Source organism: Hymenobacter profundi (assembly GCF_019334315.1).
Classification (GTDB): Bacteria; Bacteroidota; Bacteroidia; order Cytophagales; family Hymenobacteraceae; genus Hymenobacter; species Hymenobacter profundi.
Map to the genome: position 1 here is coordinate 1 of NZ_JAHWGL010000008.1, position 26,193 is coordinate 26,193.

Below are 26,193 nucleotides of genomic sequence, written 5' to 3' on the forward strand. Positions count from 1 at the left end.
CTCCGCTCCGCTGCGTTCAGGATGACATAGAGTATTTATGAGTTCACCTACTACCCCTCCCATTATCTCTCGCCTAGCGCCTACCCCCAGCGGCTACCTGCACCTGGGCAATGCCGTCAATTTTGTGCTGACGTGGCTGCTCACGCGCCGCGCTGGCGGCACGCTGCACCTGCGCATCGACGACCTGGACCGCCAACGCCTGCGCCCCGCCTACCTCGACAACATCTTCCAGACCATCGAGTGGCTCGGCCTCGACTACGACCAAGGCCCCAGCGGCCCCGAGGATTTCGAGGCGAATTATTCGCAGCTGCATCACCTAGCGGAGTATCAACAGTTGCTGGATGAGCTGCGCCAAGTGCCTAATCTACTCTACGCCTGCCGCTGCTCCCGTACCGACATCCAACGCGCCGGCGGCCACCACCCCGACACAGCCTGCCAGGCGCAACGCCTACCCCTGGATACGCCCGAAACCGCCTGGCGCGCCCACGTGCCCAACGGCCTCGCCATCAAGTTTCAGGACCAATGGCAGCAGCAAACAGCGGTGTCACTGGCTGCCGACATGGGCGACTTTGTGGTACGCAAGAAAGACGGCGTGGCCGCATATCAAATTGCCTCGGTGGTAGACGATGTGCGCCTGGGTACTACCCTCATCGTGCGCGGGCTGGACCTACTGCCTAGCACGGCCGCGCAACTGTGGCTGGTAGGGTACGCTGAAAACACTGCTGCGTTTCTCCGCGTACAATTCGCGCATCATGCCCTGCTGCCCGGCGCCGACGGTGAGAAGCTGTCGAAATCAACGCAAGCGTCTGCCCAGCGCGGGATTATGGCCGAAGCGGGCAGCCCGCGGGTAGTGTATGCAGTGGTGGCACGGCTGCTGGGGCTGCCAGAAGCGGCAGGCGAGTCGTTGGCAGCGTTGCAGGCGGCAGTTTCAGTAAACAGCTAAACCCCGCCTGTCATCCTGAGCGGAGCGAAGGACCTGCTCACGTAAGCATTACTACCGAACAATTATCGTTCACACGTGAGCAGGTCCTTCGCTCCACTCAGGATGATAGGTGGGGTTTTGGAAGGTAGGCAATTTAGTATGCTACCTTATCTCCTTCTTGAACTGCTCGGCCCAATAATCGGCCAGGCGGGTAGGCTCGGGGAGCTTGTAGCCGCGCAAGCAGGCCAGCGTGAGCTGCATGGCGGTGGCTTGGTCGCAGCGGTGGCCGGGGCTCACAAACAAAGGCTTGATCTTGTCCTTGGAGCGCAGCACTTCGCCAATTAGCTCGCCATTTTTGTCAGTGAGGGGCTTGATGCTACCCTTCTCCAACGCGGGCTCCTCGTAGTTGCCCGTTAGCTTCTGCTTGGCTACGCCGAAGGTAGGCACGTCGAGCAGCACACCCAGTTGGGTGGCAATGCCCATGCGGCGCGGGTGCGCGATGCCGTGGCCGTCTACCATAATCACGTCGGGTTTGTGTTGTAGCTTTTTATACACGCGCAGCAGGTTAGGCGCTTCGCGGAAGGCTAGGAAACCCGGCACGTAGGGGAGCGTCACGGCGTCGTGGTGGTAGATTTTCTCCACCAGTTGCAACTCCGGAAACGTGAGCACTACAAACACCGACAAGATGGTATCGGGGGTAGGGAAGGACGAATCGCAGCCGGCAATGAGGCGCGGCGCGGCGGGTAGGGGCATCAGCTGCACGCGCTGGCGCAGGTCATTTTGCTGCTGGGTCAGGTCGCGCACAACGAGCGGGTCGGCAGGGGGGTGGTAGGGACGGTACATAAGGCAGCGGAAGGGTAGAGTTAGATGTACTGCGAATTGGGAGTAGGGTTACTCTGCGGCCAACCCCTGCCCGCGCCCTGCGTTAGAATAAGCCTTTCTCCTTTACTGCTATGGCTAAATCTGAACAACCCGCTGATACAGGCTCCGGCCCTTTTCTAGAGCGGCGCTACCGTCTCGACATCATCCGCCCACGCCACACGGCTGCTGAGCTGATGCAGCAAATTCAATGCGATGTAGCGCACTTCTCGCCCGATTTGCTGGCTGATTTCGAGAAAACGGCTGGTGCGCAGCACGGCCTGGCCGCAGGCGACGAGTTCAAAATCAAGATTCTGGGGCCGTGGAATGGCGAGGTACGCGTGACGGACATCAGTCCGACCGCCTTCGAATTTATTACGCTCGATGGGCACCCCGAGGCTGGCCGCATCCGCTTTAGCTTGCTGCCACACCCCGACCGCGCCGACGCTATTCGCTTCGAAATCCACTCCTGGGCTCGCAGCCGCGACGGCTTGGTAGCCTTCATGTACGATAAGCTGGGTGCCGGCAAACGGGTGCAGGAGCAAACCTGGCGCATCTTCTGCGAGCGGGTGGCTGAGGCTAGTGGCGGCGCTACTCTGTCTGAGGTACAGATAGATACATTTGAGAATGGTGCCGTTGTCTCTGCTCATGGCTAACACAACCACTCCGCCTTTATGGGAGCAACAGCAGGCGCGGCTTGCCGCTTACCAAGACGCGAAGTACAACTTCGACCCCGAGCGCAGCAATGAATATACTGCAGAAAGCGGCTGGCGCATTGACGATTATCAGACCGAACTGCTGGCCGAGCAGCCGGGTCCGCCCGAAGAGCACGGTAGCTGGCAAGCTGCCCAGGTAGTGCTGCGTCGCTACTCGTTTCCGCCCCCCGACCTCATCACCGGCATCTTTCCGCCCGATTCGGAGCTTGACCATCGCATTATGGTGCTGCGGGCGCAGTTTCTGTTCTTCACGTTTTGGTTTGGTGTGCGCATCGGCGGCGTCACGAACGAGCAGCGCACCACCGACGACGGCCAGCAAGAGCAGGTGTGGGGCTACAACTACCGTACGCTGGAAGGACATTTTGAACGCGGCGAGATTGAGTTTACCGTCCACAAAAACCTGACGACGGGCCAGGTTGTCTTCCACGTTCATGCCTACTCGCAACTGGGCAGCATCCGCAATCCATTTTACTGGATTGGCTTTCGGTTGTTTGGGCGCATGTTGCAGCGGCGGTTTGCTCAGGAGTCGTTGAAGCGGATGCGGAAGCAAGTAGATGATTTAGTGAATGGAAACGAGCCGTGGCCTACTGCCAGCCAAATAGCTGCCTCGCAACAAGATGAAAAGAACCGGAGCGACAGGAAAGATTGATTTTGGAAAATATAACAGCCCAAAATTAAACCTTGGGGTGTGGGTCCGGGTTGAGTAGGACAGATTATCCGTTCTTATTTCCCTCTCATGAACCAAACCAAAGCATACGCCGCCGAAGCGGTTAACGCCCCGCTTGCGCCTTTCTCCTTCGAGCGCCGCGAGGTAGGCGCCCACGATGTACTTATTGAAATCCTGTTCTGTGGCGTGTGCCACTCCGACGTGCACCAGGCCCGCGACGAATGGGGCGGCTCCATCTTCCCGATGGTACCTGGCCACGAAATTGTGGGTCGTGTACTGGAAGTAGGTAGCCACGTAAAACAATTCAAGCAAGGTGACTTGGCCGGCGTAGGCTGTATGGTCGATTCGTGCCAGCACTGCTCTAGCTGCGACGAAGGCGTAGAGCAATACTGTGAAGAAGGCTTCACGGGCACCTACAACGGCCGCGAGCGGGAAACCGGCGCGCCCACCTACGGCGGCTACGCCAGCCACATTGTGGTGCGCGAGGAGTTTGTGCTGCATGTATCTGAAAAGCTGGACCTGGCCCGCGTAGCGCCGCTGTTGTGCGCTGGCATCACTACCTACTCGCCTTTGCGCCAGTGGAAAGTGAAAGCCGGCGACCGGGTAGGCGTAGTAGGGCTGGGCGGCCTGGGCCACATGGCCGTGAAACTAGCCGCCGCTATGGGTGCCGAAGTAACCGTATTCAGCACCTCGCCTGAAAAGGAAAAAGATGCCCGTGAGCTGGGTGCTCATAAGTTCATCGTGTCGAAAGATGCGGAAGCCATGAAAGGCGCCGGCAACTACTTCGACCTGATCATCAACACGGTATCGGCCAAAATCGACCTGACGCCCTACCTGGCTGCCCTGCGCCTCGATGGCACGATGGTACTACTGGGCGTGCCACCCGAAGCACCCGAAATTCACGCGTTCAACCTGATTGCCAAGCGTCGTCGCATTGCCGGCTCGCTGATCGGTGGCATTCAGGAAACCCAGGAAATGCTGGACTTCTGCGCCGAGCACAACATCATGTCCGACATCGAAATGATTCCGATGAAAGACATCAACGAAGCCTACGAGCGCATGATCAAAGGCGACGTACACTACCGCTTCGTGATTGACTTGCAGACGCTATAAGGGCGCATAGCGCGCTACACCGCCAACAACAGAAACGCCAGCTTCGTGAGAGGCTGGCGTTTTTCATAGGGTAGCGGCTAACGCTATGCCAGCTCCGCGTTCATTTTGGGGATGAGAGCCAGGGAGTACATGTATTCCTCTGCCGCCTGTAACAGGCTGTCGGCTGTATGCCCGTCGCGGTGCGCGAGCAGCAGTTGGCAGGCTCGCTGCAAGTGCATTAGCTGCACCAACGAGAATGGCTGGGAAGCACGCGCCTCTACTGCTTGAGAGAGCAGAACGGCGGCTAGGGCAAAACGCTCCTCATGGAGAGCAGCGCGGAAATGAATTTCGGGAGCGAGCATGGAGCAGGGAAAATTAAGACGCTCTGCCTTAGACAATAAGCGTACCACGACCCTTATGCGATTCTGTATTCGGATGATAGTTTCGGTGAATATCGAAAGTGCTACCTCTTTACTGAGGTAGGCCAAAGAATACGGCTGAGAAAGATTGACTGTCTTATAGCCCTGCTACCTCAGGATTATAGAAACGCTACTGGCTGCTTCAGACTGGGTTATAGCAAGGTGATTTACCATGCTGCCAGTAGGCGTTTTGACGGCCTCGTTGTTCGCTTGCGGAAGGCAGTAGGTAGGCGATAAACCAGCAGGGAGAACACAACCAGCGTCAGCAGCTCCGATAAGTAGGTGCTGAGTTCGACACCGAAGTGCATCCAAACCGCGCGTGCTACGCGGCCGGAGGTATCTGGTCGGAAATGCGCGGGGTCGAGTACAGCCGTTAGATGGCTTGGCAACACGCGCTGGTACTGCCACTGGCCGTTTATTTTCTTGGCAATGAGCAGGCCACGGAATCCTTCCATCTCCAGCATGCGGGTCTTGCGGCGGCCTAGCATGTATTCCTTCCAGTCGGCTTGTAGCTGGCCATCTTTGTCTTCACTCAGATAATAGAAAGTCTGAAACGAACTGCTTAGCCTGTTTTCGATCTGCAAATCGCCGGGAGTTGAAGCACCAGTAGCAAGCTCGGAAAATAACAGCTTCAGGAATGAGGAGAAGAGCACTAGCAACACGGCGGCGCCATATAGCAACACCCGCTCCCAGCGGAACGGCGACCGAATCAGGAAATACAGGAGCGCTAGCGCGGCGAGATCAAGCCTAAACAGAAAAAATAGGCCAAAAGCGGAAGGTTGATAAAGCATAGAGCATCAGTCTATTAACTAGATGCTGTAAGCTACTCAATCTCTACTGTTGCGGCTACTCTACCCGGTTGCCCCCATTAATCATATCCGACACGATGCCGCGGTTACGAGTCACCTCGGCCCACACTACGCCCACCACGTGCGCCACCACAAAGGCAATAACCAGGTACATCGTGACCTCGTGTATCTCTTTGCAGGTGTGCTCAATGGCGTGCAGGAAGGCAACATCATCGGCGTACACCAGCACAAGCCCGGTGGCTACCATCACCACGAGCAATAGGTAGAACACGAGGTAGGACCACTTCACCAGCACTGAGTGGCGAGCATCGCGGGTATCAGCACCCTTGCGCTGATAGTGGGCGCGGGCGTTCCGCAGGCGGGTAGAGAAACGCTGGCTAGCGGGTTGCAGCCACTCCAGCACCACTCGAAACACCAGTAGCCCGGTCAGAATCAAACCTAACGTAATGTGCCAATCCCAGATGCGGTTGCTCACTACCTTACGCAGCGCCCGTGCTTGTTGCTGCGTTACTTCCAGCCCGTCTTTGGCTAGCATCTCCTGAAAAATGGGGCCTACCTCTTTCGTCTTGATAATGACGAACAAGAACAGAATGGTAGTGAGTAAGCCCGAAATAACCGCCGCATTGCTCCAGTGCCAAAGGCGCAACGCCAACGAATACAGTTTGGGCGGAGAGCTGGCAGCCATAGTAATAGGGGTAGGGAAGTGGTCGAGGAATAGCGACTTACGGACGCGTTTCTAGCGCAGGCGTTGCAGCCACGTCTCCTTGCGCTAGCCGGCCGGGGTAGGCAGCAAGACCTTGCTCCAAGCAATCGAGGGCAGCGTCGAGCTTCTCTAGGTTCAGGACGTAGGCCAGGCGTACCTCATCGCGGCCCAGGCCGGGCGTGACGTAGAAGCCCGCCGCGGGCGATACCATGACGGTGTGGCCCTGGTAGCTGAACTCCTCCAGCAGCCAGCGCCCAAACGTGCCGGCGTCGTCTACGGGTAGGCGGGCCATCACGTAGAAGGCGCCGCCGGGTACGGGGCACGTTACGCCGGGCATGGCTTGCAGGCGGCGCACCATCAGGTCGCGGCGGGCGCGGTATTCTGCTTTGGTGTGCTCGAAGTAGGAGTCGGGTAGCTCGGCGGCGGCCTCGCCCATCAGTTGGGCCAGGGCGGGCGCACTCACGCGCATCTGGGCAAATTTGAGCGCGGCGGCCTGCACGTCGGTGTTTTTAGTCACTAATGCACCCAGCCGCGCCCCGCAGGCGCTGTAACGCTTGGAGATGGTATCTACCATAACCACGTGCTGGTCGGCGCCGGGCAATTGCAGGGCACTGGTAGCAAAGCCCTCGTAGCAATACTCCCGGTAGGCCTCATCGGACAGGAAAAACAGGTTGTGACGCTGGCACAGGCCCAGCATCTGCAACAGCTCGGCCTCGGAGTACACGTAGCCGGTGGGGTTGCTGGGGTTGCACACCAGTATGGCCTTAGTACGGGGCGTAATCACCCGCTCAAACGCCTCGATGGGTGGTAGGGCAAAGCCTTCATCCAGGGTAGACACCACGGGCACAATGCGCACATCCGTAGCAATGGCAAAGGAGATATACGCGCCGTAGAAGGGCTCCGGAATCACAACTTCATCCCCCGGATTCAGGCAGCTCATGAAGGCAAAGAAGATGGCCTCGCTGCCACCTGCCGTTACCAGAATATCGTCGGGCTGCACCGGAATGTGGTTGCGCTGGTAGTAGGCCGCCAGCTTCTGGCGGTAGCTGCCGCTGCCGGCGCTGGGGCTGTATTCCAGCACCCGAATGGTGGTTTCGCGCACGGCGGCCAGCATTTCGGGGGGCGTTTCGATATCGGGTTGCCCAATGTTGAGGTGATACACTTCCGTGCCACGCTGCCGGGCTGCATCGGCATACGGCGTCAGCTTCCGGTAAGGCGACATCGGCATCTGCTGCCCCCGCTGCGAAATTTCCAACATACAAACTTAAAATTTTCGGCTTGCCTACAAACTCCATGCAAGGTAATAGGTTGCGGGCGGAGTAGGACAGAGAAAGTACGGGTAAGTAGCCCAGCAAAGAAAGCAACACTCTCTTGCGGTTCTATAAGTTACTATTGGGCACTGGGAGTAAGATCCGTTGCCTCTATGCGTTGAGCACTGGCCCCATTAAGGCCTTTTTACCTTGAAATCAGAATCCGTATGCGTACCCTTTTCTTCTGCCTATTTCTGCTAGTAGGGCTGCAACCGTTGGTTTGGGCGCAGACGACAATCGGCGTCGAGCCAATCGACAAGCTGGTGGCGGCTATGCAAACACAGTCTGTTGCGGTGGTACAGCCCTACTTGCTGGCCGAAACGCAGGTGAGTGGGCTACCCACCGCCTATACCGCGCAGGTGCTGGCGCAGATGCTGCCCCGATTTAAGAAGGCTGAAAACTCGCGTCTCATCCGGCAAACCACCGAAGGGGTCAACACTCGCTACGTAGTTGCGCTTACTCAAAATGGGGTCGAGAAGGAATACGATGTGCTGGTGACGCCAGCCAACAAGCTGCTGGAAATAAATCTGCTGAAAGCGGAAGCGAAGAGAATCGACACCCGATTTGGCGCGCAGGACCTGACAACGCCAGCGGAGGTAGTGATGCCCATGCGCGTGCAGAACGGGCTGCTTATTGTGACGGCCGAGGTAGACGGCCAACGTGGTGACTTTTTCCTGGACTTGGGTGCCCCAGCTTTGCTGCTGAACAAGACGCGCTTTGGCTCATCTGCCAGCGGGAGCACGGTAGCGGCCCGCCAACTGCGCGGTGTGAACGGAGCCGGGTCCAGCTTCGATTACTACCATGCAACCGATTTTAACTGGCAGGGCATCTCCTTTCAAAACCGTGATGTGCCCACGCTCGACTTAACCGATCTGGCTCGCCGAGCCGGCGTGTCGGAGTTGCTAGGGCTTATTGGCTACAATCTGTTGGAGCAATACGCTCTAACGCTGGACTACGCGGCGCAAACAGTCACGCTGCGCAAGCCTACCCCCACTGCGTCGGCCGAGGGCCTACCCTTCATTCTGCGCGGGCACCTGCCCGTGGTAGAGGCGCTTGTGGCCGGCCATACCCTGCGCCTGGCCCTCGACTGCGGTGCCCAGCAGAATCTACTAGATGCACGCTTCGCCGCAACTTTTGCCTCGCAGTTGCGCAAAAGTGAAACTGTGCAGCTAGCCGGCGCCGACCAAAAGGCGCGTTCTGTTACGAGTGGCGAGCTGCGCAAGCTGCAACTGGTGCACGGGCCAACGTTCCGCAATCAGCCAACGGTTTTTGCTTCCATCAGTCACCTCAATCAAAAGCCAGATCAGGTGGTGCTGGATGGATTGTTGGGCTACCCCATGCTCCGCCAGCAGCGCACTACCATCGACTATGTGAACAAGGTAGTGCGCTTTGAGGGGCAGTAGAAGTCATCAAGGCGCACCACTGTTGAACGTGTAGAGACGCATACTTGCGTCTCGTCGTCCGCGCCGTTTGGCCGAAATCATTCAACGACGAGACGCAAGTATGCGTCTCTACACCCTTTCGGTAACCTCTTCAACTGATAAAGCAAAAGCGCGCCGACCAATCGATCAGCGCGCTTTCGCTTTATCAGTTGAAATGACTTGTTACGGATTGTCAGGCAGCAGAATAGCATCGTCAAAATTACCGTACAGGGCCTGGTCGGAGGCGCCTTCTGTTACGGCTTCTACCAGCAGCTTGCCGCCCACAAAGGCCCCGCGCCACGATTCGCCCAGGCCGCCAAACACCTCTTCCCGGTCGCCGCGGGAGCGGAGCTGGTTGATACCCACCTTGAACGCGCGGATTTCCTTGGCTGTGCGCTGGGCCAGCCGCTCATCATCGGAGGCTATGGCGGCTACCAGAGCACCGTTGGAGATGTTCATTTCGCCTACCAGCTCTTCCTGGCGGTCTACCAACACAATGGTATCAATGGGGCCGAAGGGCTCTTTGAAATACAGCTCGCTTTGGCGGGGCAGGTTCACGAGGGCACGCGGGGCACGGTAGGCCGAGCGGTCCTGGCCAGGGAGGAATAGCTCGTCGGGTAGATGGCCTTCGAGTAGGGGAGTGGCACCGGTTTTCATTGCATCCTGGTAGAGGCGGTCCAGTTCCTGGGCCTGTCCGGCGTTGATAACCGGCCCAAAAGCCAGCTCGGGCAGCGGGTCGTTGGCATTTTGTACCACCGTGGGGTTACCAATTTTCAGGGACTGCATCACGTTCCAATACGTTTCGAGGAAGCGCGGGAACAGGCGGCGCTCCACCACAAAGCGCACGTAGGCCGTGCAGCGCTGCTTGCCGTAGTCGTAGCCCTTGCGCAGCTGGCCGGCCAGAGTGTCCCAATCGGAATAGTCCCAAATGCCGTAGGTGTTCACGCCTTCCATTTCCAGCATGTAGCGCTTCTGGTTTTCGTCGAGGGCGTCGGCGATGTTGCGGCCGTTGTAGCGTCCGCCCACAAAGCTCAGGCAGTCAATATGATGGTCTTTTACCAGCACGTCGCTCAGCTCGCCGCCGGGGCCACTCACCAGCGTTACGGGCAGGCCGCAGCGGCGGGCAATGGCAAAAGTGAAGCTCAGGGAGATGAAGCCACCATCAGTGGGTGTTTTAGCAATAACTGAGTTGCCGCACAGCACCTGCACCAGCACTGCGTGTAGCAGCACCGACATAGGGTAGTTCCAGCTAGCAATGTTACTAACCAGCCCCAGCGGCTTGCGGCGGCCCAGCATCTGCTCAATGTTGTCGTTGTACCACTGCACCCCGTCGATGCACCGGTCGATGTCCGTGAAACCCAGCTTATAGGTTTTGCCAATTTCCCACATTAAAAGCTTGGCAATCAGCTCGAGGTGCGTACGCAATTGGTCGAGGCAGTCCTGCACGCGGCGGCGGCGCTCATCGAGGTTGGTAGCCGCCCAGGCCGGAAACTCGCCGCGGGCAAACTCCACCGCCCGCAGGGCCGTAGGGCGCTCCAACATGGGTAGGCTGCCTAGCACCGTGCCATCAATGGCCGATACAAAACTGCGCGGTTTGCCCGGCTCCTGCCATTTGCCTTCCAGCAGGTTCAGAAACTGACCTTGTTGGTCGAAAATCTCGGGTGTGTACTCCTTTACCTGCGCTAACAGGGCATTGAATTCAACCTGGGGCGAAATGATGGGGGGCATAGGGAATAGAAAAGAAACAGAGGCGCGGAATTGCGTGAAAGATCAGATCGAAAAAAGCTGGACTATCGTAGAATCACGGGCGCTGCGAGCCAAGTGGTTGATACTCATTGGCAGTTGCAGCGCAAACCGGTGGGACCAAATGAACACAGAAAAAACCAGCTTCCCACAGCTTTTTTTCAAGTAATTCGCTGAAAACGTTACCGGCATCGATTGCAAAAAAGAAAGATTTTTTCGTCCAATGGCAAGGTACTAGCTCCAACAATTAAAACCAGCCGCAGGTTATAGCACGTGCTTTCTTAGCATGCCATATGGCTACTTATAGTAGCCGAACACTCTATCCTTTAGCTACTACCCAAATGCCTGATATGCCGGAAGTATGGTTGCGTGGCCCTTTGCCCGAAGTGCCGCCGCTGCTCCAACCCGTAGCCCACGCGCTGCTGCAAGCCCGCGAGGAAATAGAGGAGTTACTGACTGATTTTCCGGCGTCGTTGCTGTGGCAGCGGCCGGCGGGGGTAGCCTCGGTGGGCTTCCATTTGCAACACCTCACCGGCGTGCTCGACCGCACCTTCACCTACGCCCGCGCCGAGGCCCTCACCTCAACCCAACTGGCCGTTCTAGCCGCCGAAGGCCACGACGACACCGACCTGCCACTCACTCCCGATGTGCTGGTAACGGCCTTCGCCCGGCAGGTAGACCGCGCCCTGGACCAACTGCGCACCACCCCTGAAGCTACCCTCCCCGAGTTTCGGGGGGTAGGGCGGGCAGGGCTGCCTTCCACCGTAATTGGGCTGCTGACGCACGCCGCCGAGCACACCATGCGCCACGTGGGGCAATTGTCGGTGACGGCGCGGGTGGTGCGGGCTACCCATCCGCAGGGACATTAGGTCCGTGCCAAGGCCGTGAGCATGTTGGCATGAATGCGCTGCCGCTTGAACCGGTAGCGCGACCAGCCGCCTACCACCACGGCCACTCCCAGCGGCACAAAGCCCGCCCCAATCCAGACGTAGATATAGTCCCGGAAGAAATTCATGAGGGACAGCCCCCCGATAATCAACGCCATGCCTGTGCGAAAGTAGGCCAGTAGCGTGCGCTCATTGGCCAGGCGGGTGCGCTCCAGCGCCAGACGGTCGCTGAGAGAAAGGGCCAGATGAGGGTAGGAAGGCTCGTCGGATTTTGCCATGCGTTGCGGTTTACTTAGTACAAACGAGGGTAGGGGACTGAGAGTTAACTTCGCCGTAGGGGGTAGGCTGCGGCTGCTACCCTGTGGAACAGGATGCCGCGCCGCGCTGTTGCGTACGGGTAGGTGCATCCAATCCGCGAGGCAGCTACGTATGCTGACTTTCTCTTTTACCTTGCTTGCATGTTTATTCGCTCTTTTCTGCTGGTCCTGCTGAGCGCCGGTAGCCTGACTGCCTTCGGCCAGACCACGCCTACCAAGGCAAAAACGGCTACGCCCGTTACGCGTCCCGCCAACCCCTACTACTCCCGCACCGACACCACGCATCTGCGCGTGAGCGATGCGCAATGGAAGAAAGTGCTGTCGCCGGCTCTCTACGAGGTAGCCCGCAACAAAGCCACCGAGCGGGCCTTCACCGGTCAGTACTGGAACACCACCGGTAAGGGCACCTACTATTGCGCCGCCTGCGGCAATGCCCTGTTTCGCTCCGATGCTAAATTTGCCAGCGAGTGCGGCTGGCCCAGCTTTTTCCAGACGCTACGCCCCAAAAGCGTGCGCTATCAGGAAGACCACACGCACGGCATGGAACGCACCGAAGTGCTTTGCGGCCGCTGCGACGCCCACCTGGGCCACCTCTTCAACGACGGCCCGCCGCCCTCGCACAAGCGCTACTGCATGAACTCTATTTCGATGGAGTTTCAACCTGATAAAAATGGCCTACCCGGTGCGTTCGGCGGCTTATCGAAGTAAGATTGTTAAAGCCAAAAGCCCGCTGTACAAGCTGTACAGCGGGCTTTTGGCTTTAACAGAAGCAGCGTAGCTTAGTCTGGTTTGATGTTGCCCCTGATTTCACCGTTCGGATACATGGCGGTGTGCAGATTCACATAGGAGTTGCCAGTCAGAATAGTCTGCGCAATATCTTCCTCCCCCTACGCAGGCCTCTTCACAGGTACAGTGTTTGTGATGGGAGAAGCAAGATCAGTGCAAGAAATGACAATGGGGCCAGTGGAGCCGGGTGCGCCCGTGTGAATGTGCCACGACCTTGGTGTGATGCCCGTATATGTGATGCATGTGCTTGCAGTCTCTACACATACGGCGCGGGCGGATTCGGGACGCAGCCCCTTAGACATAGAACTCACTCGGCACATCCGAGCAAATGCGAGAGCTAGAGGAGGCAAATCAGGGCATGGTAGGATGCCGCGCAGCTACTTCAAAAATAAATATCGTCAAAGCATTGTATAGATCATCTGCTTATTTATATGTTTGTAGTGTACTAGTTAAGTAATACACTAAGGCAATAGGTATGGTAGACATTCAGAATATGAGTTTCGGCTACCGCCGCCACTCTCCGCTGCTACACAAAGTGCAGCTTTCCCTTTCTCGTGGCCATATCTATGGGCTACTAGGGAAAAATGGCGCAGGCAAATCCACGCTGCTCAAGAACATAGTAGGGCTGGCCTTTCCGCAAGCAGGGCAGTGTCTGATCGACGGCGTATCGGCCCAACGGCGCCTACCCTCCATGCTGGAGGAGGTGTATTTTCTGGCGGAGGAACTGTACGTGCCGGCCCTTACGGCGGCGCAGTTTGTGGCTAATACGGCCGGTTTCTACCCCCGCTTCCGCCAAGAGGAGCTAACGCGCTACCTTCACGAGTTTGAAGTACCGGCGCACGCCGTGCTCAGCAAGCTTTCCTTCGGGCAGCAAAAGAAATTCATGATTGCCTTTGCCCTGGCCACCAACACGGGCTTGCTGGTGATGGACGAGCCCACTAACGGCCTCGATATTCCGTCCAAAGCACAGTTCCGGCGCATTATGGCGTCGGCTCTCACCGAAGAGCGCTGCATGGTGATTTCCACCCACCAGGTGCGCGACCTGGATAGCCTCATCGACACGGTAGTGGTGCTGCACGACGGCCAGATTGCCCTCAACCACAGCCTCGACCAGCTTACCGACCAGCTCACCTTTGCTACCCTACCCACCACCGACACCACGCCCGTGCTCTACGCCGAGGACTCGGTGCGCGGCCGTCAGGCCATCGTGCCCAACGCCACCGGCGCCTACAGCCGAGTAGACTTGGAACTGCTATTCAATGCCGCTACCAGCGGTAGCTCTACCCTTCTTCCTTACCTAAAACAGCCTTCCTATGCACAACCTGTTTAGTTTTCAGCGCTTTGGGCGGCTGTTTCGCAAGCACACCGCCGAGCATCTACGCGAGTATCTGATGGGTACGGCCGTGCTATTCGGCGCAATGCTGGTGGTGATGGGAGGTCTCTCCTATCTCAATAGCGGCTCCATGAATACTGGTGTACAAACTATGTTTTTCGCTCTATTTCTTCTGGGAGCGGGCGCATTCTTCACCAGCACCATTTTTCAGCAATTCGGTTCCAAGAACCGGGCTATTGCTGCCTTGTGTTTACCGGCTTCTACTCTGGAAAAGTATTTGGTTGGCTGGATATACTCATTTGTGTTGTTTTTACTGGTCTATGTGCCAGTGTTCTACCTAGCCAACAGCATTGTATTACTGCTATTCAACACACCCAGCAGTTACCACGAGGCTGTGGATCTTTTCGATCCGCAGGATCAGCCCTATACAATTTTATACGCATACGCTGTACTGCACGCAGTAATGCTAGTAGGCGCCATTTTCTTTGAAAAAGCCCAATTCGTGAAAACGGGCTTTGTGGTATTTGGTGTGCTAGGCGTGCTAACGTTGGTCAACTTTCAGGTGCTGAAGACCATGTTCGGAGCAGATTTGGTTACGACCCTACCCTTTACAGGAGCGAATTTTCGCACGATGAACTCTTTCTACAGAGTGGATCTGCCTGAAACGCAAATGCAGTGGATAGGACTGGTATTCGTGGTACTAACTGTGCTTTTCTGGACGGTGGCCTATGCTCGCCTGCGTGAAAAGCAAGTGTAATCAGGAGGAAATTAATATGGAATTTAAAGACAACGAAGCTATCTACCTGCAAATAGCCGGGTACATGAGCGACCATATTCTGCTGGGCAAGTGGGCCGGTGATGAGAAGATTCCGTCGGTGCGCGAGCTGGCCGGCGACTTACAAGTAAACCCCAATACGGTGATGCGGACCTACGATTTGCTGCAACAGCAGGAGGTGATTTACAACAAGCGCGGCCTGGGCTTTTTTGTGGCCCCCGAGGCTGCGCAGCAGGTGAAAGCCCTGCGCAAAGAGAGGTTTCTACAACAGGAGCTACCCGAGTTTTTTAAAACGGTGTCGCTGCTCGACATCAGCCTGGAGGAAGTGCAGGAGCGCTACACCCGGTTTCAGCAGGAACAAACCGCTACTCTACCTTCCTAAGCCATGAAAACCAGCACCAAACTTCTGCTCGTTGGAGTCTTAATCCTAATAGCCTCGTTGGCTACCTACAACGTAGCCCTACGCGCCGAGTACAACCGCGGCGAATTCCGCAACCCCTACCGTGACTACAGCGCATTGACGCTTCGCGATTTTGACGAGGTAGAGCTAACGCCCGGTAGTCGCTTGACAGTCAAGGTTGAAGCTGGTCCGTTTGCCGTGCGGCAACATAACAAGGCCGATTCTATACAAGTTGTGCAAACTGGCCGCCGCCTGCGCATCATCGACCTTGCCAAACATCGCAATTCGCGTAGCCCCTGGACGCCACGTGTGGTGGTGGTAAGCTGCCCGCGCCTCGCTACGCTGCTTGTGAACTCGTCCGCAGTTGGCACGGCGTTTCCCTATCCTACCACTTCCCCAAATCCAGATTTGCCATCGGCAGATGTGCAGGTGCAAGGCTTCCAACAAGACAGCCTATTGGTAGCGGCCGACCAGAATGCCTCGGTAGAACTGGCCCAGAACCAGTTGAAGCAGTTGCGGGTGGTAGCCGGTACTACACCGGGTAGCACCGCCGCCGTGCGCGTCGCCAAAACCAATACCATCGGCGCGGCTCGGCTGGATTTCCAGCATAAAAGCGCTTTCACGTTGGATGCACCCACGATTTCCGACCTGCGCTACCAGTTCGCCGATAGCGTCCGCGCTACGCTTCCCGGTGCGGCGCTGCAAGCCCTGGCGGGTCACTAGGCTATCGTGGTTGCTTTTTTCTACGCTCTCTGTATTCTCCTACCCCTTGCGGCTACAGCAGTGGCGTTGGGGGTAGGGGGCTGGTTGCGGCGGCTTTACGTGGTGGGTGCGCGCTTGCTGTTGGGCGCGTTCATGCTGGGCGGCGGCCTCTACAAGCTTTCCGATAACCATATTCCGGGCCTGATGGGGCCGCCCATGAACCACGCCTTTCTGGCCGAGCACAGCCTGGAAATCTTCGCGCAGTTCATTGGCGTGGCGCAGCTCCTGATTGGCGTGCTGCTGCTTACGGGTCGTTTTGCCTTGTTGGGCGCGGTGATGCTGGTGCCCATGTGGCTAAACATCATCTTCCTCACTTGGTCGCAGCACTGGACAGGCACGCCCTACTTAGTTGCGGGGTTTCTGGTGCTCACGCTGGGCCTGCTGCTGCACGACTACCCCCGCTTGAAATTCCTGCTCTACCCACCCGCCAATCCGGCCGCGCTGCATCAGGCGCCGCTTCAGACCGGGCCAGCAAGCACGGAGGTGCTGTGGTGGCTGGGCGTGGCCGTCATGGTGGGCGGCAGCCTGTTGTACCCGGTTTCTTTCAGGCTGATGCTGGGCACGATGGGGGCAGGGCTGCTAGTGGTGCTGGGCGCCAGTGGCTGGCTGTGGCGCAATCGAAAGGCAGGCGCTACCGCGGGCAGGTGTGTTGTGCCTGATGTACAGAATGTTGTTTAATCCCGCGAGTAACCTAACCCACGGCGGTGGTGGTCGTTTTACTCTAAACCTTCCACCAATCACTATTCTGATATGTCAGCTGCCATCCGACCCCAAGAGCTGGATACGCTCAAGGATAAAATCAAAGACATTCGTTACGCCACCCTCACCACGCTGGAGGCCGACGGCGACTTCCATAGCCGGCCCATGTACACGCACGGCCTCGACGACGACGGCACGCTGTGGTTTTTCACCTACGAAGATTCGCGCAAAGTAGAAGAAATCAGGTCCAACAACCGCGTAGGCATCAACTACTCCAACGAAACGGCCGAAACCTACGTGAGCCTGGCCGGCACCGCCGAGGTGAAAAAGGACAAGGCCAAAATCGATGCCCTGTGGAACGACGGCCTGAAAGCTTGGTTCCCAAAAGGCAAAGACGACCCGAATATTACCCTGCTCAAGATTGATTTCCACCAAGCCGAATACTGGGACAAGCCCGGCGGCAAGGTCAACAGCTTGTTCCAGATGGCAAAAGGTGCCCTCACCGGTCAACCCGACACCAGCGGCCGCAACGAGAAATTCGGCGACGAACCGAGCTAAACGGCTCTTTACAAAGAGGTAACCACACTATGCCCAACGTTATTCGCGAAGAATAGCGTTGGGCATATATCTTTACCCCCTACAGCTGGTGCTTCAATTGAAGCGGCTCCCAAGCTGCTACTGCGCATGAACTCCACGCTGCTTTTTGCCGGGCTACTTAGCCTGCCTACCCTGCTGATGGCTCGGCCGGCTATGGCTATTCCCACACTTCCTACCCACGATAGAGAACAAGCGCCCGCTGACGGGGAAAAGCGGCCGGTGCTATTTGGGGTGAAAGCAGGGGCCAACCTGATCAACATGAACTTCAACCGGGGCTACCCCCGGCCCGCCGTGCCGGTGGAGGCCAGCTACCGGGTAGGGGCGGTAGCCGGCCTGACCATGCGCGTGCCACTGGGACAAAAGTGGGCGCTGGAGCAGGATTACCTATTTGCCCAAATGCGCGGCGCGAACAAGAATACTGATAGTCAGTATAGCTTCGCCTACCTCTCCCTACCCCTCACGATACGCTACCAAGTGCTGCCGCGTCTATGGGTGCTGGCCGGCCCCCAGTTCGACCTGCTGATTCGGGCGGAGCAAACTGTGGCCGGTGCCACCACCAACACCACCCACGACACGGAGGAGCGCAGCATCCTGAGTACTGCTGGTGTAGCTGTGCAGCTAACAGACCATCTAAGCCTAACAGCTCGCTACTTACGCGGCTTCAACCACGTAGGGCTGGGCCAGCGCTCCAACTTGGAGGAATTTAAGTACGAAGGAGTGCAGCTAACGGCAGGGTATGAGTTTTAAGAAACGGTGTAGAGACGCGTACTCGCGTCTCATCGTTGCTGATGGTATTTATCTTGGATGTAATCAGGTGGTGCCGTTCAACGAGGAAACGCAAGTATGCTTCTCTACATCATCTAACTTCGAGCAGCGCGGCAACCAGCCTACCCCGCAACACGGGCCAGGTAGGTCGGGCGCGTGAGCTGATACTGCATCAAATCGAAATACTGCCCATTTTTGCGCACGTGCTGGTGCAGTTCGGCTTCCCACAGCATGCCGGCGTGTTGCATCACTTTGCCAGAAGCTAGATTAGCAACCAGGTGTGTGGCGAAAATCTTGTGTAGTTCCAGTGTCTCGAAGCCGAAGGCTAGCACGGCCCGTAGCGCTTCCGTAGCTATACCATGGTTCCAGAACGGCTTGCCTACCCAATAACCTGCTTCGGCCCGGTTGAAACGCTGCTCCACGGTGAGGCCAATGCCGCCGACAAACTGCCCTGTCTCGCGTAACTCGATGGCAAATACGTGGTGTTGGCCGCTGGCAAAACCCTGATTGGCCGCGTTCAACCAGTAAATGGCGTCGTCTTCCCCATAAGGATGCGGAATATTCAGCGTCATGTTGGCTACAGTCGGCTCGTTGGCCAGTTGCACAATGGTTGGAATATCATGCGCTAGCGGCTGGCGCAGTAGCAGCCGTTCGGTGACCAGGGTAGGGTAGGAGTTCATGGCGGCAAGGTACGTAAGGCGGCAGGTAGACGCCGAAATTATGGCGGGTGCATTGGGAAGTCTGGGCTGGTGTGCGTAAGCTGCCGTTTCAAATCAGCTGTGCGCCTACTTTCCTTCCGATGCCCGAACCTCTGCTCTCGCTCGAAAACGTCACCGTTCGTCATCTCAACCGCGTTCTGTTCGCTGATCTGAACTTTCGGCTAGAACCCGGTCAGCACTGGGCACTGGTAGGCGAAAGCGGTTCCGGCAAAAGTGCCCTGCTTGCTACCCTGGCCGGCCACCTGACCATCACCGGCGGCCGGGCCACCTACCCCCGGCTCGATGCATTGGCGCAGGAGCGTGCCGCCGCAACCCACGACCCGCTGTTCACCTGGCGCCGCCTGGTGAGCTTCGTGCCTGCCCGCCCCAGCTTCCGCACGCTGGCCAACACCACCGAAATCTACTACCAGCAGCGCTTCAACGCCACCGATACCGACAGCGTGCCCACCGTAGAAGACTACCTGCGAGCCGTACCGCTGGCCACCGCCGCACCTCACTGGACTTACGAACGGGTAGTAACCCTCCTACGCCTGAACCAGCTGCAAACCCAGCGCCTCATCAAGCTCTCCAACGGCGAAACCCGCCGCCTGCTACTGGCCGCGGCCCTACTGCGCAACCCGGCGCTGCTGCTGGTGGACATGCCCCTCACCGGCCTTGATGTACAAAGTCGTGCGGCCTTCGATGAGCTGCTGACGGCAATCATGGCCTCGGGCATCACGGTGGTAATGGCGACTAGTCCGCACGAAGTGCCTGCTGGCATCACGCACGTGGCGGTGCTGCAAGCGGGTAGGGTAGCGGCAACACAGCCAAAGGCCGATTTCCACCCCGATCAGCTTGCCGCAACCGGCTTGCCTACCCTGGATGAAGCAGAGCTGCGCGCCCTGCTAGCCCTCACGCCGCCCCCACAGTTTCAAACTATCGTACGCCTCGAAGACGTGACCATCCGCTATGGCGACAAGGTCGTGCTCGACCACATCAACTGGGAAGTGAAGCCCGGCGAGCGGTGGGCGCTGACCGGCCCCAACGGCGCCGGTAAAAGCACCCTGCTCAGCCTACTCAACGGCGACAACCCCCAGGCCTATCGCCAGCGCATCACCCTCTTCGACCGGCGCCGCGGCAGCGGCGAGAGTATCTGGGACATCAAAAAGAAGATTGGCTTTGTGTCGCCGGAGCTGTTCCAGTATTTCCCGGCCCGGCAAAGCTGCCTGCACATCATCGAGTCGGGCTTCTACGAAACGCTGGGCCTGCTCCGCCCCAGCCAGCCCGATAAGGCCGCCATTGCCCGCCGCTGGCTGCGCCTACTGGGCCTGGAGGGGCACGCCGCTACACCCTTCCGTCAGGTGGCTACCAGCGTGCAGCGCCTGTGCCTGCTGGCCCGCGCCCTGGTGCGCAACCCACCCCTCTACCTCTTCGACGAGCCCTGCCAGGGCCTCGACGCCCAACAGCAACAGCACTTCCGCCACGTGCTCGACCGCATCTGCCAGGTCAGCAATGTCACGCTCATCTACGTGAGCCACTACCCCCACGAAATCCCGCAAAGCGTGACGCAGGTGCTGCGGCTGGAGCAGGGTAGGCGGGTGGAGAACTAATTCAGATGTAATCTGAACTCACTTGATACATTCAGGAGAATGTGAAAATGGCCATTTACTAATCAATTATGTCTGGCAATCCAGCTAGTTCTAACAATTCTTTTTTGTCTTGGTATCTTAACCATATTATAAAACCTCGGTCAACAACATTTAATCTTAAATTAGTTTGATCGTAATCTAATACAATAGGAGTTATATTCTTTTTTACTTGTAAACCTGAACAATTTTTTAGCGCCTGAGTGATATTTCCAGGATTAAGTTCCATTTCTTTTGGATGCTTTATTGCGATAGTTTCACGAATTTTAGAAAATCTAATTCCGTTTTCTAATTCACTAGTTTCACATTTTAAGATAGGATATAATAGCCATTTATACATCTCTAATTCAGTTGTCTGAAAGCCATCAGCAAAATGCGTTATAAATGAATTGTATCTGCCGGACTGTTGATTAACTATGCTTTTTATAATGCTCTCAATGTCTCCTTGGTTACCAATTTCTATAAAATGCTCTTGAGTTTCTTCAACTTTTTCCTTTATACATGCTTGGTAACATGCTTCTTGTACTATGTATATACTCTCAAATGCATTAATAATTAATTTGTTTATAAAATCATCATTAAATTTAATATTTAGCAAAGCGCTTCCTTCAGATATTACTTGTCTCAATTCTTCATCTGACCATTTGTCTGCATTAACAGTAACTACCCTTCCTGTTAGATCACCATTGTACACAATAAGCCTATTCTCCTCAAGCCAAACGCCAACAATAACGAATATAAGTTTTGATATTTCATGGTAAGCCTTCAACATTACAGCAAAATCTCTTTGCACTTCGGTCTTGAGATAATGAAAATCTTCTAATATTATATACTTATTAAAATTTATAATCTTTAAAGCTTCTATTACATCATTAACGTCTTCTATATCAAGTTCTATAGGTGCTGTTGTTTTCTCTGAAGCCTTAGTTCCTTCTATTTCAGCTCCTGCGTCAAACATTCCAAATAAGGCTTTGAATGTAGCTACTACTTTAGCCTTTCCAGATACAGATGTTTTGTTTGCTACAGTAATTTCATAACCAGCTCTTTTTAAAATATTAGAATTTATTTCTCTTATATCATTTCTATTAGAACACTGTATTAATATATATTCTTTTTCTTTGAGCTGTTTCTTTCTTAGAGAAGTTTTGCCCTGCTTAGAGCTTCCAAATATTACTATGTGCTTCCCGCGCTTAAGGTTGTGAACGAAAGTGTTATCTACTGTATCTCTTTCAACATAATTAAGAGGTATATCTCTAGATATCCCAAAAACTTCGGTTATCTGATGAATTCTTTCAGGCTTCATAATAATTATAATTAAAAAAGGCCAGCTATTATGCTGGCCTTTTTGTAAGAGTGGTAATTACATCCGGTTGATAATCTCATCACCGAACTCGCTGCATTTCAGCAGGGTAGCACCGTCCATGAGACGCTCGAAGTCGTAGGTAACGCGCTTGGAGGCGATGGCAGCTTCCAGACCGCTGTAGATCAAGTCGGCGGCTTCTTGCCAGCCCATGTACTCCAGCATCATGGCACCCGAGAGGATAACCGAGCCGGGGTTCACCTTGTCGAGGTTGGCGTACTTGGGCGCGGTGCCGTGGGTAGCCTCGAAGATAGCGTTGCCGGTCATGTAGTTGATGTTGGCACCCGGTGCAATACCGATACCGCCCACGATGGCAGCCAGTGCATCGGAGATATAGTCGCCGTTCAGGTTCAGGGTAGCCACTACCGAGTACTCGGCGGGGCGGAGCAGAATCTGCTGCAAGAACGCATCGGCGATGCTGTCTTTAATCAGAATCTTACCGCTTTCCAGAGCAGCTTTCTGCTGCGCGTCGGCTACTTCCTGGCCCTGCTTGGCCAATACTTTGTCGTACTGTGCCCAGGTGTATACTTTGTCGCCAAACTCGCGCTCGGCCAACTCATACCCCCAGGTTTTGAAGGCACCCTCGGTGAACTTCATGATGTTGCCCTTGTGCACGATGGTCACCGACGGCTTCTTGTGCGTGATGGCGTACTCGATGGCCGCGCGCACTAAACGCTCCGTGCCCTCTTTCGATACTGGCTTGATGCCGAACGAAGACGACTCGGGGAAGCGGATTTTCTTCACGCCCATCTCGTCTTGCAGGAATTCCAGCATTTTCTGAGCCTGGGGCGTGCCGTTCATGTACTCGATACCGGCGTAGATGTCTTCCGTGTTTTCGCGGAAAATCACCATGTCGGTCAGGTTGGGCTGCTTCACGGGCGAGGGCACACCCTCAAACCAGCGTACGGGACGCACGCAAGCGTACAGGTCCAGTTCCTGGCGTAAGGCCACGTTCAGCGAGCGAATGCCACCGCCTACGGGGGTAGTCAGGGGGCCTTTAATGCCTACCAGGTACTCGCGGAAAGCGTCCAGCGTTTCGTTGGGCAGCCAGTTGTTTACTTGCTTGAATGCTTTCTCACCGGCCAGAACCTCTTTCCACACCAGTTTCTTGGAGCCGCCATAGGCTTTCTCCACTGCTGCGTCGAATACTTTTACGGATGCCGCCCAGATATCGGGACCCGTACCGTCGCCCTCAATGAATGGGATGATGGGCTGGTCCGGCACATTCAATTTGCCGTTCTGGATGGTAATTTTTTGTTCTGCCATTGTGAAAAGTGTCAGTTGTTAGGTGACGGTCTATAAAGTGTTACGATTGGTAAAATGACTGTCATCCTGAGTGGAGCGAAGGACCTTCTCACGGTAGCGCGGTTGCTGCACGATACACGTTATATCGCTTCGCTCCACTCAGGATGACAGGGTTAATACCCAAAAATCTCTTTCAGGGTAAGTTGTTGAACCTTGCCGTATTTAGCAAGCTCCTTGAAATTCAAACGGTCTTTGGAGCCGATAACGAGAATGGTTTGGTTCTGGCCTTTGACTTTAGCCTCCTGAAACTTCTTCAAGTCGTCAAAACTCATGTTGTACGTTTTCTCATACACGTCGCGGCGCACATCATAATCGAGACCGAGGCGTTTGGCGCGCTCGTAGCTCATCAGGATATTCGACTTCGTGATGCGCTCCGTGGCGATGCTGTTGCGAATGGCGTTCTTGGCAATCGTTAGGTTCGCTTCCGCCGCGGGCATATCGTTCAGCAAACCCGCCATGCCAGCCATAGCCTCGGGCAGCTTGTCGCTCTGCGTGCCGATGTAGGAGGTGATGTAGTTGGAGCGACCCAGCTTATCGGCACTCGCGTAGCGCGACGAGGCCGAGTAAGCCAGCGCCTTGCTCTCGCGCAGCTCCTGGAACACAATGCTCCCCATCGACCCACCGAAATACTCGTTGTACAGGCTCACCGTGGGCACCAGCGCTTTATCGTAGGCGTCGCCCTTGGTTAGGAACAGAATTTCGGCCTGCACCATGTTGTAGTCCACCCAGTATACCTGGCGCTGGTTCATGGGCTGCTCGGCAAAGTCCTTGTCGGCCGGTACGGGCTTGAGGGTAGGGGGCGTTTTGTGGTCAGCGTTCAACACAGCCACTACCTTATCGGTAGGCTGGGGACCGTAGTACAATACCCGGTGCTGGTAGCCCGTGAGCTGCTGAATGCGGCTGATGAGGTCCTGCGGCTTGAGCGCCTTTAGCTCCTTCTCGCTGAGTTGGGTCGTGAATGGATTCTTGGGGCCATACTTGGCGTAGTTCACCATGGCCTGTTGCAGAATCACGTTCTTGTTTAGCTTGGCATCCTGGCGGGCTTTCAAGGTACCGGCCACCATGTTTTTGAGGGCCTCCGCGTCGGCCTTGGGGGCGCGCAATAGGCTTTCGAATAGCTGCAAAGCGAGCTCCATGTTGCTGTCGAGGCCGGAGAGACTCACGAACGTACGGTCCTGCCCGCTGCTCACCGAGAACGAACAGCCTAGTTTGTAGAACTCCTGCTGCAATTGCGCGGCCGTGTACTTATCAGTGCCCAGGTACTGGAGGTAGTCGGTGGCTAGGCCCAGGCGTGGGTCAGCATTGGTGCCCATATCGAGCACGTAGTAGAGATTGAACAGGTTATTCTCAGCGTTGCGGGTGTAGAACACCGGCACGCCCGAACTCAACTTAACTTCCTGAATATCCTTCTTGTAATCTACAAACACCGGCTGCAATTCCGGCGACTGCATAGCTGTCACCTGCTTGTAGAAGTCGGAAGCGGCATCGCGGTTCACGGGCACCGGCGTAATGGCCGGCTTCACTACCTTCTCGGTGGTTTTGTCCTGGCCGGTGCGCTTGTATACCACCACGTAATTGTTCTGGTAGTACTGATTAGCCACGCGCACCACATCTTCCTTCTTGATCTTGGCGAAGTCGTCGAACTGCTTGAGGTAGTCTTTCCAGTCTTGGCGGGCAATGAACGCCGCTACAAAAGCACCCGCGCGGGCTTCGTTGTCCTCGTAGCTCTTGGTGCGTTGCAGCTCCTCGTTGTTGATGATGGCCGGAATCAGCCACTCCGGGAAGTCGCCCTTCTTTACCTTGTCCAGCTCGCCTAGCAGCAGCGCCTTCACCTGGTCCAGGGTTTGGCCCTGGCGCGGGGTAGCGTACATGATGTGCGAGGAATAATCATCGTTCAAATCCGTGAACGATGCCGCCTGCAATACTTTCTGCTGCTGATTCAGGTCGAGGTCGATGAGGCCGGCCTGACCGTTGGTCAGGATCTTGTCGATCATGCGTAGCACCAGCGCGTCGTCGGTGGTAGTACCGGGAAAGCGGAAGCCCAGCATCACGTTCTCGGCCGATGGCCCTACCACTTCCTTCACCAGCGGGGTCGTGATGGGCGCTTCCTTGGCCGCTTCAAACTGTGGCACCGGCTTGCGCTCCAGCTGCCCGAAGTACTGGTCAATCAGGCGGATGGTCTGGTCGTAGTCCAAGTCGCCGCTCAGGGCTAAGGCCAAGTTGTTGGGCACGTAGTATTGCCCGAAATACTTCTTAATCTCCGTAATCGACGGATTTTGCAGGTGCTCAATCGTGCCGATGGTCGTCTGGGTACCGTATTCGTGCTTCTGGTAGAGACCAGCGTTCAGCGCCTGGTATTCCTTGGAAAAGTCGTTGTCGAGGGTGCGGTTTTTCTCCTCGTACACGGCTTCCAGCTCCGTGTGAAACAGACGCGGCACCATCTCCTTCAGTCGCTCGCTCTGGATGGCGGCCCACTTCTCGATCTGGTTGCTCGGAATATCCTCCTGATACACCGTCTGCTCCACCGAGGTGTAGGCATTGGAGCCTTTCGAGCCAATGGCGCCCATCACCTTATCGTACTCATTCGCCACAGCCAACTTGGCTGCTACGCTCGATACGGAGTCGATCTGGTGGTAGAGCTTCTTGCGCTGCGCCGCGTCGCGGGTGGCGCGGTACTGCTCGTATAGTCCTTCAATTTTATCCAGCTCCGGCTTCTCAGCCTGCCAGTTTTGCGTGCCCAGTTTGGAAGTGCCCTTGAACACCATGTGCTCTAGGTAGTGTGCCAGACCGGTAGCGTTGTGCGGGTCATTTTTGGAGCCGGCGCGCACAGCCAGGTACGTCTGGATGCGCGGCGCGTCGTCGTAGTCAGAGAGGTAGACCGTCAGGCCGTTATCCAGCGTGTAGATACGGGCTTTCAGCGGGTCGCCTTCCACCGTTTCGTACTTGTACTCTTTCTGCTTCGCGGCGGTAGCGGGGGCTTCGGTGGCGGGAGCAGTAGCGGCCGGTTTGCTGGACTGGCATTGGGTGAAACCCAGGGTAGCCAGGGCCGGAAGTACTAGTAGAAGGGGTTTTTTCACAGGAAGGCGGTGCGGAGGACTTAAGAAATCAAAGATAGGGGGCCTCTTTTGGAATAAAAAGCCCGACCGTCCCCGAAATACCCCGTCGCACCCGCGAAGTGCGAAATTTTGTGTATAGGACCACGG

General features: G+C 56.2%; 27 protein-coding genes. 15 read left to right on the plus strand and 12 right to left on the minus strand.

The window, feature by feature from the left end; translation table 11 throughout:
• Positions 1 to 37: 37 nt before the first annotated feature.
• Positions 38 to 943: a glutamate--tRNA ligase family protein gene (locus KYK14_RS03650; protein WP_219156935.1), complete on the plus strand. Its 906-nt coding sequence runs from the start codon at positions 38 to 40 to the stop codon at positions 941 to 943.
• A gap of 141 nt (positions 944 to 1,084) precedes the next feature.
• On the opposite strand, the gene nfi is transcribed toward KYK14_RS03650, so the two are convergent.
• The gene (gene nfi / locus KYK14_RS03655; RefSeq protein ID WP_219156936.1) at positions 1,085 to 1,765 is read right to left on the minus strand and encodes a deoxyribonuclease V; all 681 of its coding nucleotides are present in this window, start codon (positions 1,763 to 1,765) and stop codon (positions 1,085 to 1,087) included.
• A gap of 110 nt (positions 1,766 to 1,875) precedes the next feature.
• Between nfi and KYK14_RS03660 the strand changes: the two genes are divergently transcribed.
• The 3 genes from KYK14_RS03660 (at position 1,876) to KYK14_RS03670 (ending at position 4,276) form a co-directional block, all read left to right on the plus strand.
• Positions 1,876 to 2,436 carry a DUF1990 family protein gene (locus KYK14_RS03660; protein ID WP_219156937.1) on the plus strand — a complete coding sequence of 187 codons (561 nt, stop codon included), beginning with the start codon at positions 1,876 to 1,878 and terminating at the stop codon, positions 2,434 to 2,436.
• A complete protein-coding gene (locus KYK14_RS03665; protein WP_219156939.1) occupies positions 2,429 to 3,145 on the plus strand; it encodes a DUF1990 domain-containing protein in 717 nt (238 codons plus the stop codon). The genes KYK14_RS03660 and KYK14_RS03665 overlap by 8 nt, the downstream gene beginning before the upstream one ends.
• Before the next feature lie 87 nt (positions 3,146 to 3,232).
• The gene (locus tag KYK14_RS03670) at positions 3,233 to 4,276 is read left to right on the plus strand and encodes an NAD(P)-dependent alcohol dehydrogenase (RefSeq protein WP_208307872.1); all 1,044 of its coding nucleotides are present in this window, start codon (positions 3,233 to 3,235) and stop codon (positions 4,274 to 4,276) included.
• Positions 4,277 to 4,359: 83 nt separating this feature from the next.
• On the opposite strand, the gene KYK14_RS03675 is transcribed toward KYK14_RS03670, so the two are convergent.
• From KYK14_RS03675 to KYK14_RS03690, 4 genes are all read right to left on the minus strand, one after another.
• Positions 4,360 to 4,617 (minus strand): hypothetical protein, encoded by a 258-nt coding sequence (locus KYK14_RS03675; RefSeq protein ID WP_219156941.1) that lies wholly within the window; start codon positions 4,615 to 4,617, stop codon positions 4,360 to 4,362.
• A gap of 224 nt (positions 4,618 to 4,841) precedes the next feature.
• Complete coding sequence (locus tag KYK14_RS03680) at positions 4,842 to 5,465, minus strand: hypothetical protein (RefSeq protein WP_219156943.1); 624 nt, start codon at positions 5,463 to 5,465, stop codon at positions 4,842 to 4,844.
• Between the two features lie 55 nt (positions 5,466 to 5,520).
• The gene (locus KYK14_RS03685; protein ID WP_219156945.1) at positions 5,521 to 6,168 is read right to left on the minus strand and encodes a cytochrome b/b6 domain-containing protein; all 648 of its coding nucleotides are present in this window, start codon (positions 6,166 to 6,168) and stop codon (positions 5,521 to 5,523) included.
• Between the two features lie 37 nt (positions 6,169 to 6,205).
• Positions 6,206 to 7,444, minus strand: coding sequence for a pyridoxal phosphate-dependent aminotransferase (locus KYK14_RS03690; protein WP_208307876.1), 1,239 nt, complete (start codon positions 7,442 to 7,444; stop codon positions 6,206 to 6,208).
• A 219-nt stretch (positions 7,445 to 7,663) separates the two neighbouring features.
• Here KYK14_RS03690 and KYK14_RS03695 point away from each other — a divergent pair, with 219 nt between their 5' ends.
• The gene (locus KYK14_RS03695) at positions 7,664 to 8,899 is read left to right on the plus strand and encodes an aspartyl protease family protein (protein WP_219156947.1); all 1,236 of its coding nucleotides are present in this window, start codon (positions 7,664 to 7,666) and stop codon (positions 8,897 to 8,899) included.
• A 201-nt stretch (positions 8,900 to 9,100) separates the two neighbouring features.
• Here the strand turns inward: KYK14_RS03695 and KYK14_RS03700 are convergent, their stop codons facing one another.
• Positions 9,101 to 10,645: an aldehyde dehydrogenase family protein gene (locus KYK14_RS03700; RefSeq protein ID WP_219156949.1), complete on the minus strand. Its 1,545-nt coding sequence runs from the start codon at positions 10,643 to 10,645 to the stop codon at positions 9,101 to 9,103.
• Positions 10,646 to 11,010: 365 nt separating this feature from the next.
• Between KYK14_RS03700 and KYK14_RS03705 the strand changes: the two genes are divergently transcribed.
• Positions 11,011 to 11,529, plus strand: coding sequence for a DinB family protein (locus tag KYK14_RS03705; RefSeq protein ID WP_219157043.1), 519 nt, complete (start codon positions 11,011 to 11,013; stop codon positions 11,527 to 11,529).
• Here KYK14_RS03705 and KYK14_RS03710 read toward each other — a convergent pair.
• On the minus strand, positions 11,526 to 11,825 hold the full coding sequence (locus tag KYK14_RS03710) for a DUF202 domain-containing protein (RefSeq protein ID WP_208307879.1): 300 nt from the start codon (positions 11,823 to 11,825) through the stop codon (positions 11,526 to 11,528). The two genes, KYK14_RS03705 and KYK14_RS03710, sit on opposite strands and share 4 nt — an antisense overlap.
• A 180-nt stretch (positions 11,826 to 12,005) precedes the next feature.
• Between KYK14_RS03710 and msrB the strand changes: the two genes are divergently transcribed.
• Entirely contained in the window at positions 12,006 to 12,572 is a 567-nt protein-coding gene (gene msrB, locus KYK14_RS03715; RefSeq protein ID WP_219156951.1) for a peptide-methionine (R)-S-oxide reductase MsrB, read from the plus strand.
• A 71-nt stretch (positions 12,573 to 12,643) separates the two neighbouring features.
• On the opposite strand, the gene KYK14_RS22535 is transcribed toward msrB, so the two are convergent.
• On the minus strand, positions 12,644 to 12,739 hold the full coding sequence (locus KYK14_RS22535) for a CHRD domain-containing protein (protein ID WP_185284179.1): 96 nt from the start codon (positions 12,737 to 12,739) through the stop codon (positions 12,644 to 12,646).
• 404 nt (positions 12,740 to 13,143) lie between these two features.
• Here KYK14_RS22535 and KYK14_RS03725 point away from each other — a divergent pair, with 404 nt between their 5' ends.
• From KYK14_RS03725 to KYK14_RS03755, 7 genes are all read left to right on the plus strand, one after another.
• Positions 13,144 to 13,980 carry an ABC transporter ATP-binding protein gene (locus tag KYK14_RS03725; RefSeq protein WP_246601663.1) on the plus strand — a complete coding sequence of 279 codons (837 nt, stop codon included), beginning with the start codon at positions 13,144 to 13,146 and terminating at the stop codon, positions 13,978 to 13,980.
• Entirely contained in the window at positions 13,964 to 14,740 is a 777-nt protein-coding gene (locus KYK14_RS03730; protein ID WP_219156955.1) for a hypothetical protein, read from the plus strand. Before KYK14_RS03725 ends, KYK14_RS03730 begins: the two co-directional genes overlap by 17 nt.
• Before the next feature lie 16 nt (positions 14,741 to 14,756).
• On the plus strand, positions 14,757 to 15,140 hold the full coding sequence (locus KYK14_RS03735; protein ID WP_185282537.1) for a GntR family transcriptional regulator: 384 nt from the start codon (positions 14,757 to 14,759) through the stop codon (positions 15,138 to 15,140).
• A gap of 3 nt (positions 15,141 to 15,143) precedes the next feature.
• The gene (locus KYK14_RS03740) at positions 15,144 to 15,881 is read left to right on the plus strand and encodes a hypothetical protein (protein ID WP_219156957.1); all 738 of its coding nucleotides are present in this window, start codon (positions 15,144 to 15,146) and stop codon (positions 15,879 to 15,881) included.
• Positions 15,882 to 15,887: 6 nt separating this feature from the next.
• Positions 15,888 to 16,598, plus strand: a complete 711-nt coding sequence (locus KYK14_RS03745) for a DoxX family membrane protein (protein ID WP_219156959.1) — start codon at positions 15,888 to 15,890, stop codon at positions 16,596 to 16,598.
• Between the two features lie 72 nt (positions 16,599 to 16,670).
• On the plus strand, positions 16,671 to 17,177 hold the full coding sequence (locus KYK14_RS03750) for a pyridoxamine 5'-phosphate oxidase family protein (protein WP_219156961.1): 507 nt from the start codon (positions 16,671 to 16,673) through the stop codon (positions 17,175 to 17,177).
• 126 nt (positions 17,178 to 17,303) lie between these two features.
• Positions 17,304 to 17,963, plus strand: coding sequence for a porin family protein (locus KYK14_RS03755; RefSeq protein WP_185282541.1), 660 nt, complete (start codon positions 17,304 to 17,306; stop codon positions 17,961 to 17,963).
• Between the two features lie 140 nt (positions 17,964 to 18,103).
• Here the strand turns inward: KYK14_RS03755 and KYK14_RS03760 are convergent, their stop codons facing one another.
• Entirely contained in the window at positions 18,104 to 18,661 is a 558-nt protein-coding gene (locus tag KYK14_RS03760; RefSeq protein ID WP_219156963.1) for a GNAT family N-acetyltransferase, read from the minus strand.
• A gap of 119 nt (positions 18,662 to 18,780) precedes the next feature.
• On the opposite strand from KYK14_RS03760, the gene KYK14_RS03765 reads away from it, so the two are divergent.
• Positions 18,781 to 20,289, plus strand: coding sequence for an ATP-binding cassette domain-containing protein (locus tag KYK14_RS03765; protein ID WP_219156965.1), 1,509 nt, complete (start codon positions 18,781 to 18,783; stop codon positions 20,287 to 20,289).
• Between the two features lie 58 nt (positions 20,290 to 20,347).
• On the opposite strand, the gene KYK14_RS03770 is transcribed toward KYK14_RS03765, so the two are convergent.
• The 3 genes from KYK14_RS03770 to KYK14_RS03780 all read right to left on the minus strand — a co-directional run bounded on the left by KYK14_RS03770 (position 20,348) and on the right by KYK14_RS03780 (position 26,067).
• On the minus strand, positions 20,348 to 21,628 hold the full coding sequence (locus KYK14_RS03770; RefSeq protein WP_219156967.1) for a hypothetical protein: 1,281 nt from the start codon (positions 21,626 to 21,628) through the stop codon (positions 20,348 to 20,350).
• Between the two features lie 57 nt (positions 21,629 to 21,685).
• Positions 21,686 to 22,951 (minus strand): NADP-dependent isocitrate dehydrogenase, encoded by a 1,266-nt coding sequence (gene icd / locus KYK14_RS03775; RefSeq protein ID WP_219156969.1) that lies wholly within the window; start codon positions 22,949 to 22,951, stop codon positions 21,686 to 21,688.
• A gap of 152 nt (positions 22,952 to 23,103) precedes the next feature.
• On the minus strand, positions 23,104 to 26,067 hold the full coding sequence (locus tag KYK14_RS03780; protein WP_219156971.1) for a M16 family metallopeptidase: 2,964 nt from the start codon (positions 26,065 to 26,067) through the stop codon (positions 23,104 to 23,106).
• Between the last annotated feature and the right edge of the window lie 126 nt (positions 26,068 to 26,193).

Excerpts from the sequence above, each read along its gene's own strand:
- KYK14_RS03650 (WP_219156935.1), top strand. The coding sequence starts at position 38 with ATGAGTTCACCTACTACCCCTCCCATTATCTCTCGCCTAGCGCCTACC.
- nfi (WP_219156936.1), bottom strand. The coding sequence starts at position 1,765 with ATGTACCGTCCCTACCACCCCCCTGCCGACCCGCTCGTTGTGCGCGAC.
- KYK14_RS03660 (WP_219156937.1), top strand. The coding sequence starts at position 1,876 with ATGGCTAAATCTGAACAACCCGCTGATACAGGCTCCGGCCCTTTTCTA.
- KYK14_RS03665 (WP_219156939.1), top strand. The coding sequence starts at position 2,429 with ATGGCTAACACAACCACTCCGCCTTTATGGGAGCAACAGCAGGCGCGG.
- KYK14_RS03670 (WP_208307872.1), top strand. The coding sequence starts at position 3,233 with ATGAACCAAACCAAAGCATACGCCGCCGAAGCGGTTAACGCCCCGCTT.
- KYK14_RS03675 (WP_219156941.1), bottom strand. The coding sequence starts at position 4,617 with ATGCTCGCTCCCGAAATTCATTTCCGCGCTGCTCTCCATGAGGAGCGT.
- KYK14_RS03680 (WP_219156943.1), bottom strand. The coding sequence starts at position 5,465 with ATGCTTTATCAACCTTCCGCTTTTGGCCTATTTTTTCTGTTTAGGCTT.
- KYK14_RS03685 (WP_219156945.1), bottom strand. The coding sequence starts at position 6,168 with ATGGCTGCCAGCTCTCCGCCCAAACTGTATTCGTTGGCGTTGCGCCTT.
- KYK14_RS03690 (WP_208307876.1), bottom strand. The coding sequence starts at position 7,444 with ATGTTGGAAATTTCGCAGCGGGGGCAGCAGATGCCGATGTCGCCTTAC.
- KYK14_RS03695 (WP_219156947.1), top strand. The coding sequence starts at position 7,664 with ATGCGTACCCTTTTCTTCTGCCTATTTCTGCTAGTAGGGCTGCAACCG.
- KYK14_RS03700 (WP_219156949.1), bottom strand. The coding sequence starts at position 10,645 with ATGCCCCCCATCATTTCGCCCCAGGTTGAATTCAATGCCCTGTTAGCG.
- KYK14_RS03705 (WP_219157043.1), top strand. The coding sequence starts at position 11,011 with ATGCCGGAAGTATGGTTGCGTGGCCCTTTGCCCGAAGTGCCGCCGCTG.
- KYK14_RS03710 (WP_208307879.1), bottom strand. The coding sequence starts at position 11,825 with ATGGCAAAATCCGACGAGCCTTCCTACCCTCATCTGGCCCTTTCTCTC.
- msrB (WP_219156951.1), top strand. The coding sequence starts at position 12,006 with ATGTTTATTCGCTCTTTTCTGCTGGTCCTGCTGAGCGCCGGTAGCCTG.
- KYK14_RS03725 (WP_246601663.1), top strand. The coding sequence starts at position 13,144 with ATGAGTTTCGGCTACCGCCGCCACTCTCCGCTGCTACACAAAGTGCAG.
- KYK14_RS03730 (WP_219156955.1), top strand. The coding sequence starts at position 13,964 with ATGCACAACCTGTTTAGTTTTCAGCGCTTTGGGCGGCTGTTTCGCAAG.
- KYK14_RS03735 (WP_185282537.1), top strand. The coding sequence starts at position 14,757 with ATGGAATTTAAAGACAACGAAGCTATCTACCTGCAAATAGCCGGGTAC.
- KYK14_RS03740 (WP_219156957.1), top strand. The coding sequence starts at position 15,144 with ATGAAAACCAGCACCAAACTTCTGCTCGTTGGAGTCTTAATCCTAATA.
- KYK14_RS03750 (WP_219156961.1), top strand. The coding sequence starts at position 16,671 with ATGTCAGCTGCCATCCGACCCCAAGAGCTGGATACGCTCAAGGATAAA.
- KYK14_RS03755 (WP_185282541.1), top strand. The coding sequence starts at position 17,304 with ATGAACTCCACGCTGCTTTTTGCCGGGCTACTTAGCCTGCCTACCCTG.
- KYK14_RS03760 (WP_219156963.1), bottom strand. The coding sequence starts at position 18,661 with ATGAACTCCTACCCTACCCTGGTCACCGAACGGCTGCTACTGCGCCAG.
- KYK14_RS03765 (WP_219156965.1), top strand. The coding sequence starts at position 18,781 with ATGCCCGAACCTCTGCTCTCGCTCGAAAACGTCACCGTTCGTCATCTC.
- KYK14_RS03770 (WP_219156967.1), bottom strand. The coding sequence starts at position 21,628 with ATGAAGCCTGAAAGAATTCATCAGATAACCGAAGTTTTTGGGATATCT.
- icd (WP_219156969.1), bottom strand. The coding sequence starts at position 22,951 with ATGGCAGAACAAAAAATTACCATCCAGAACGGCAAATTGAATGTGCCG.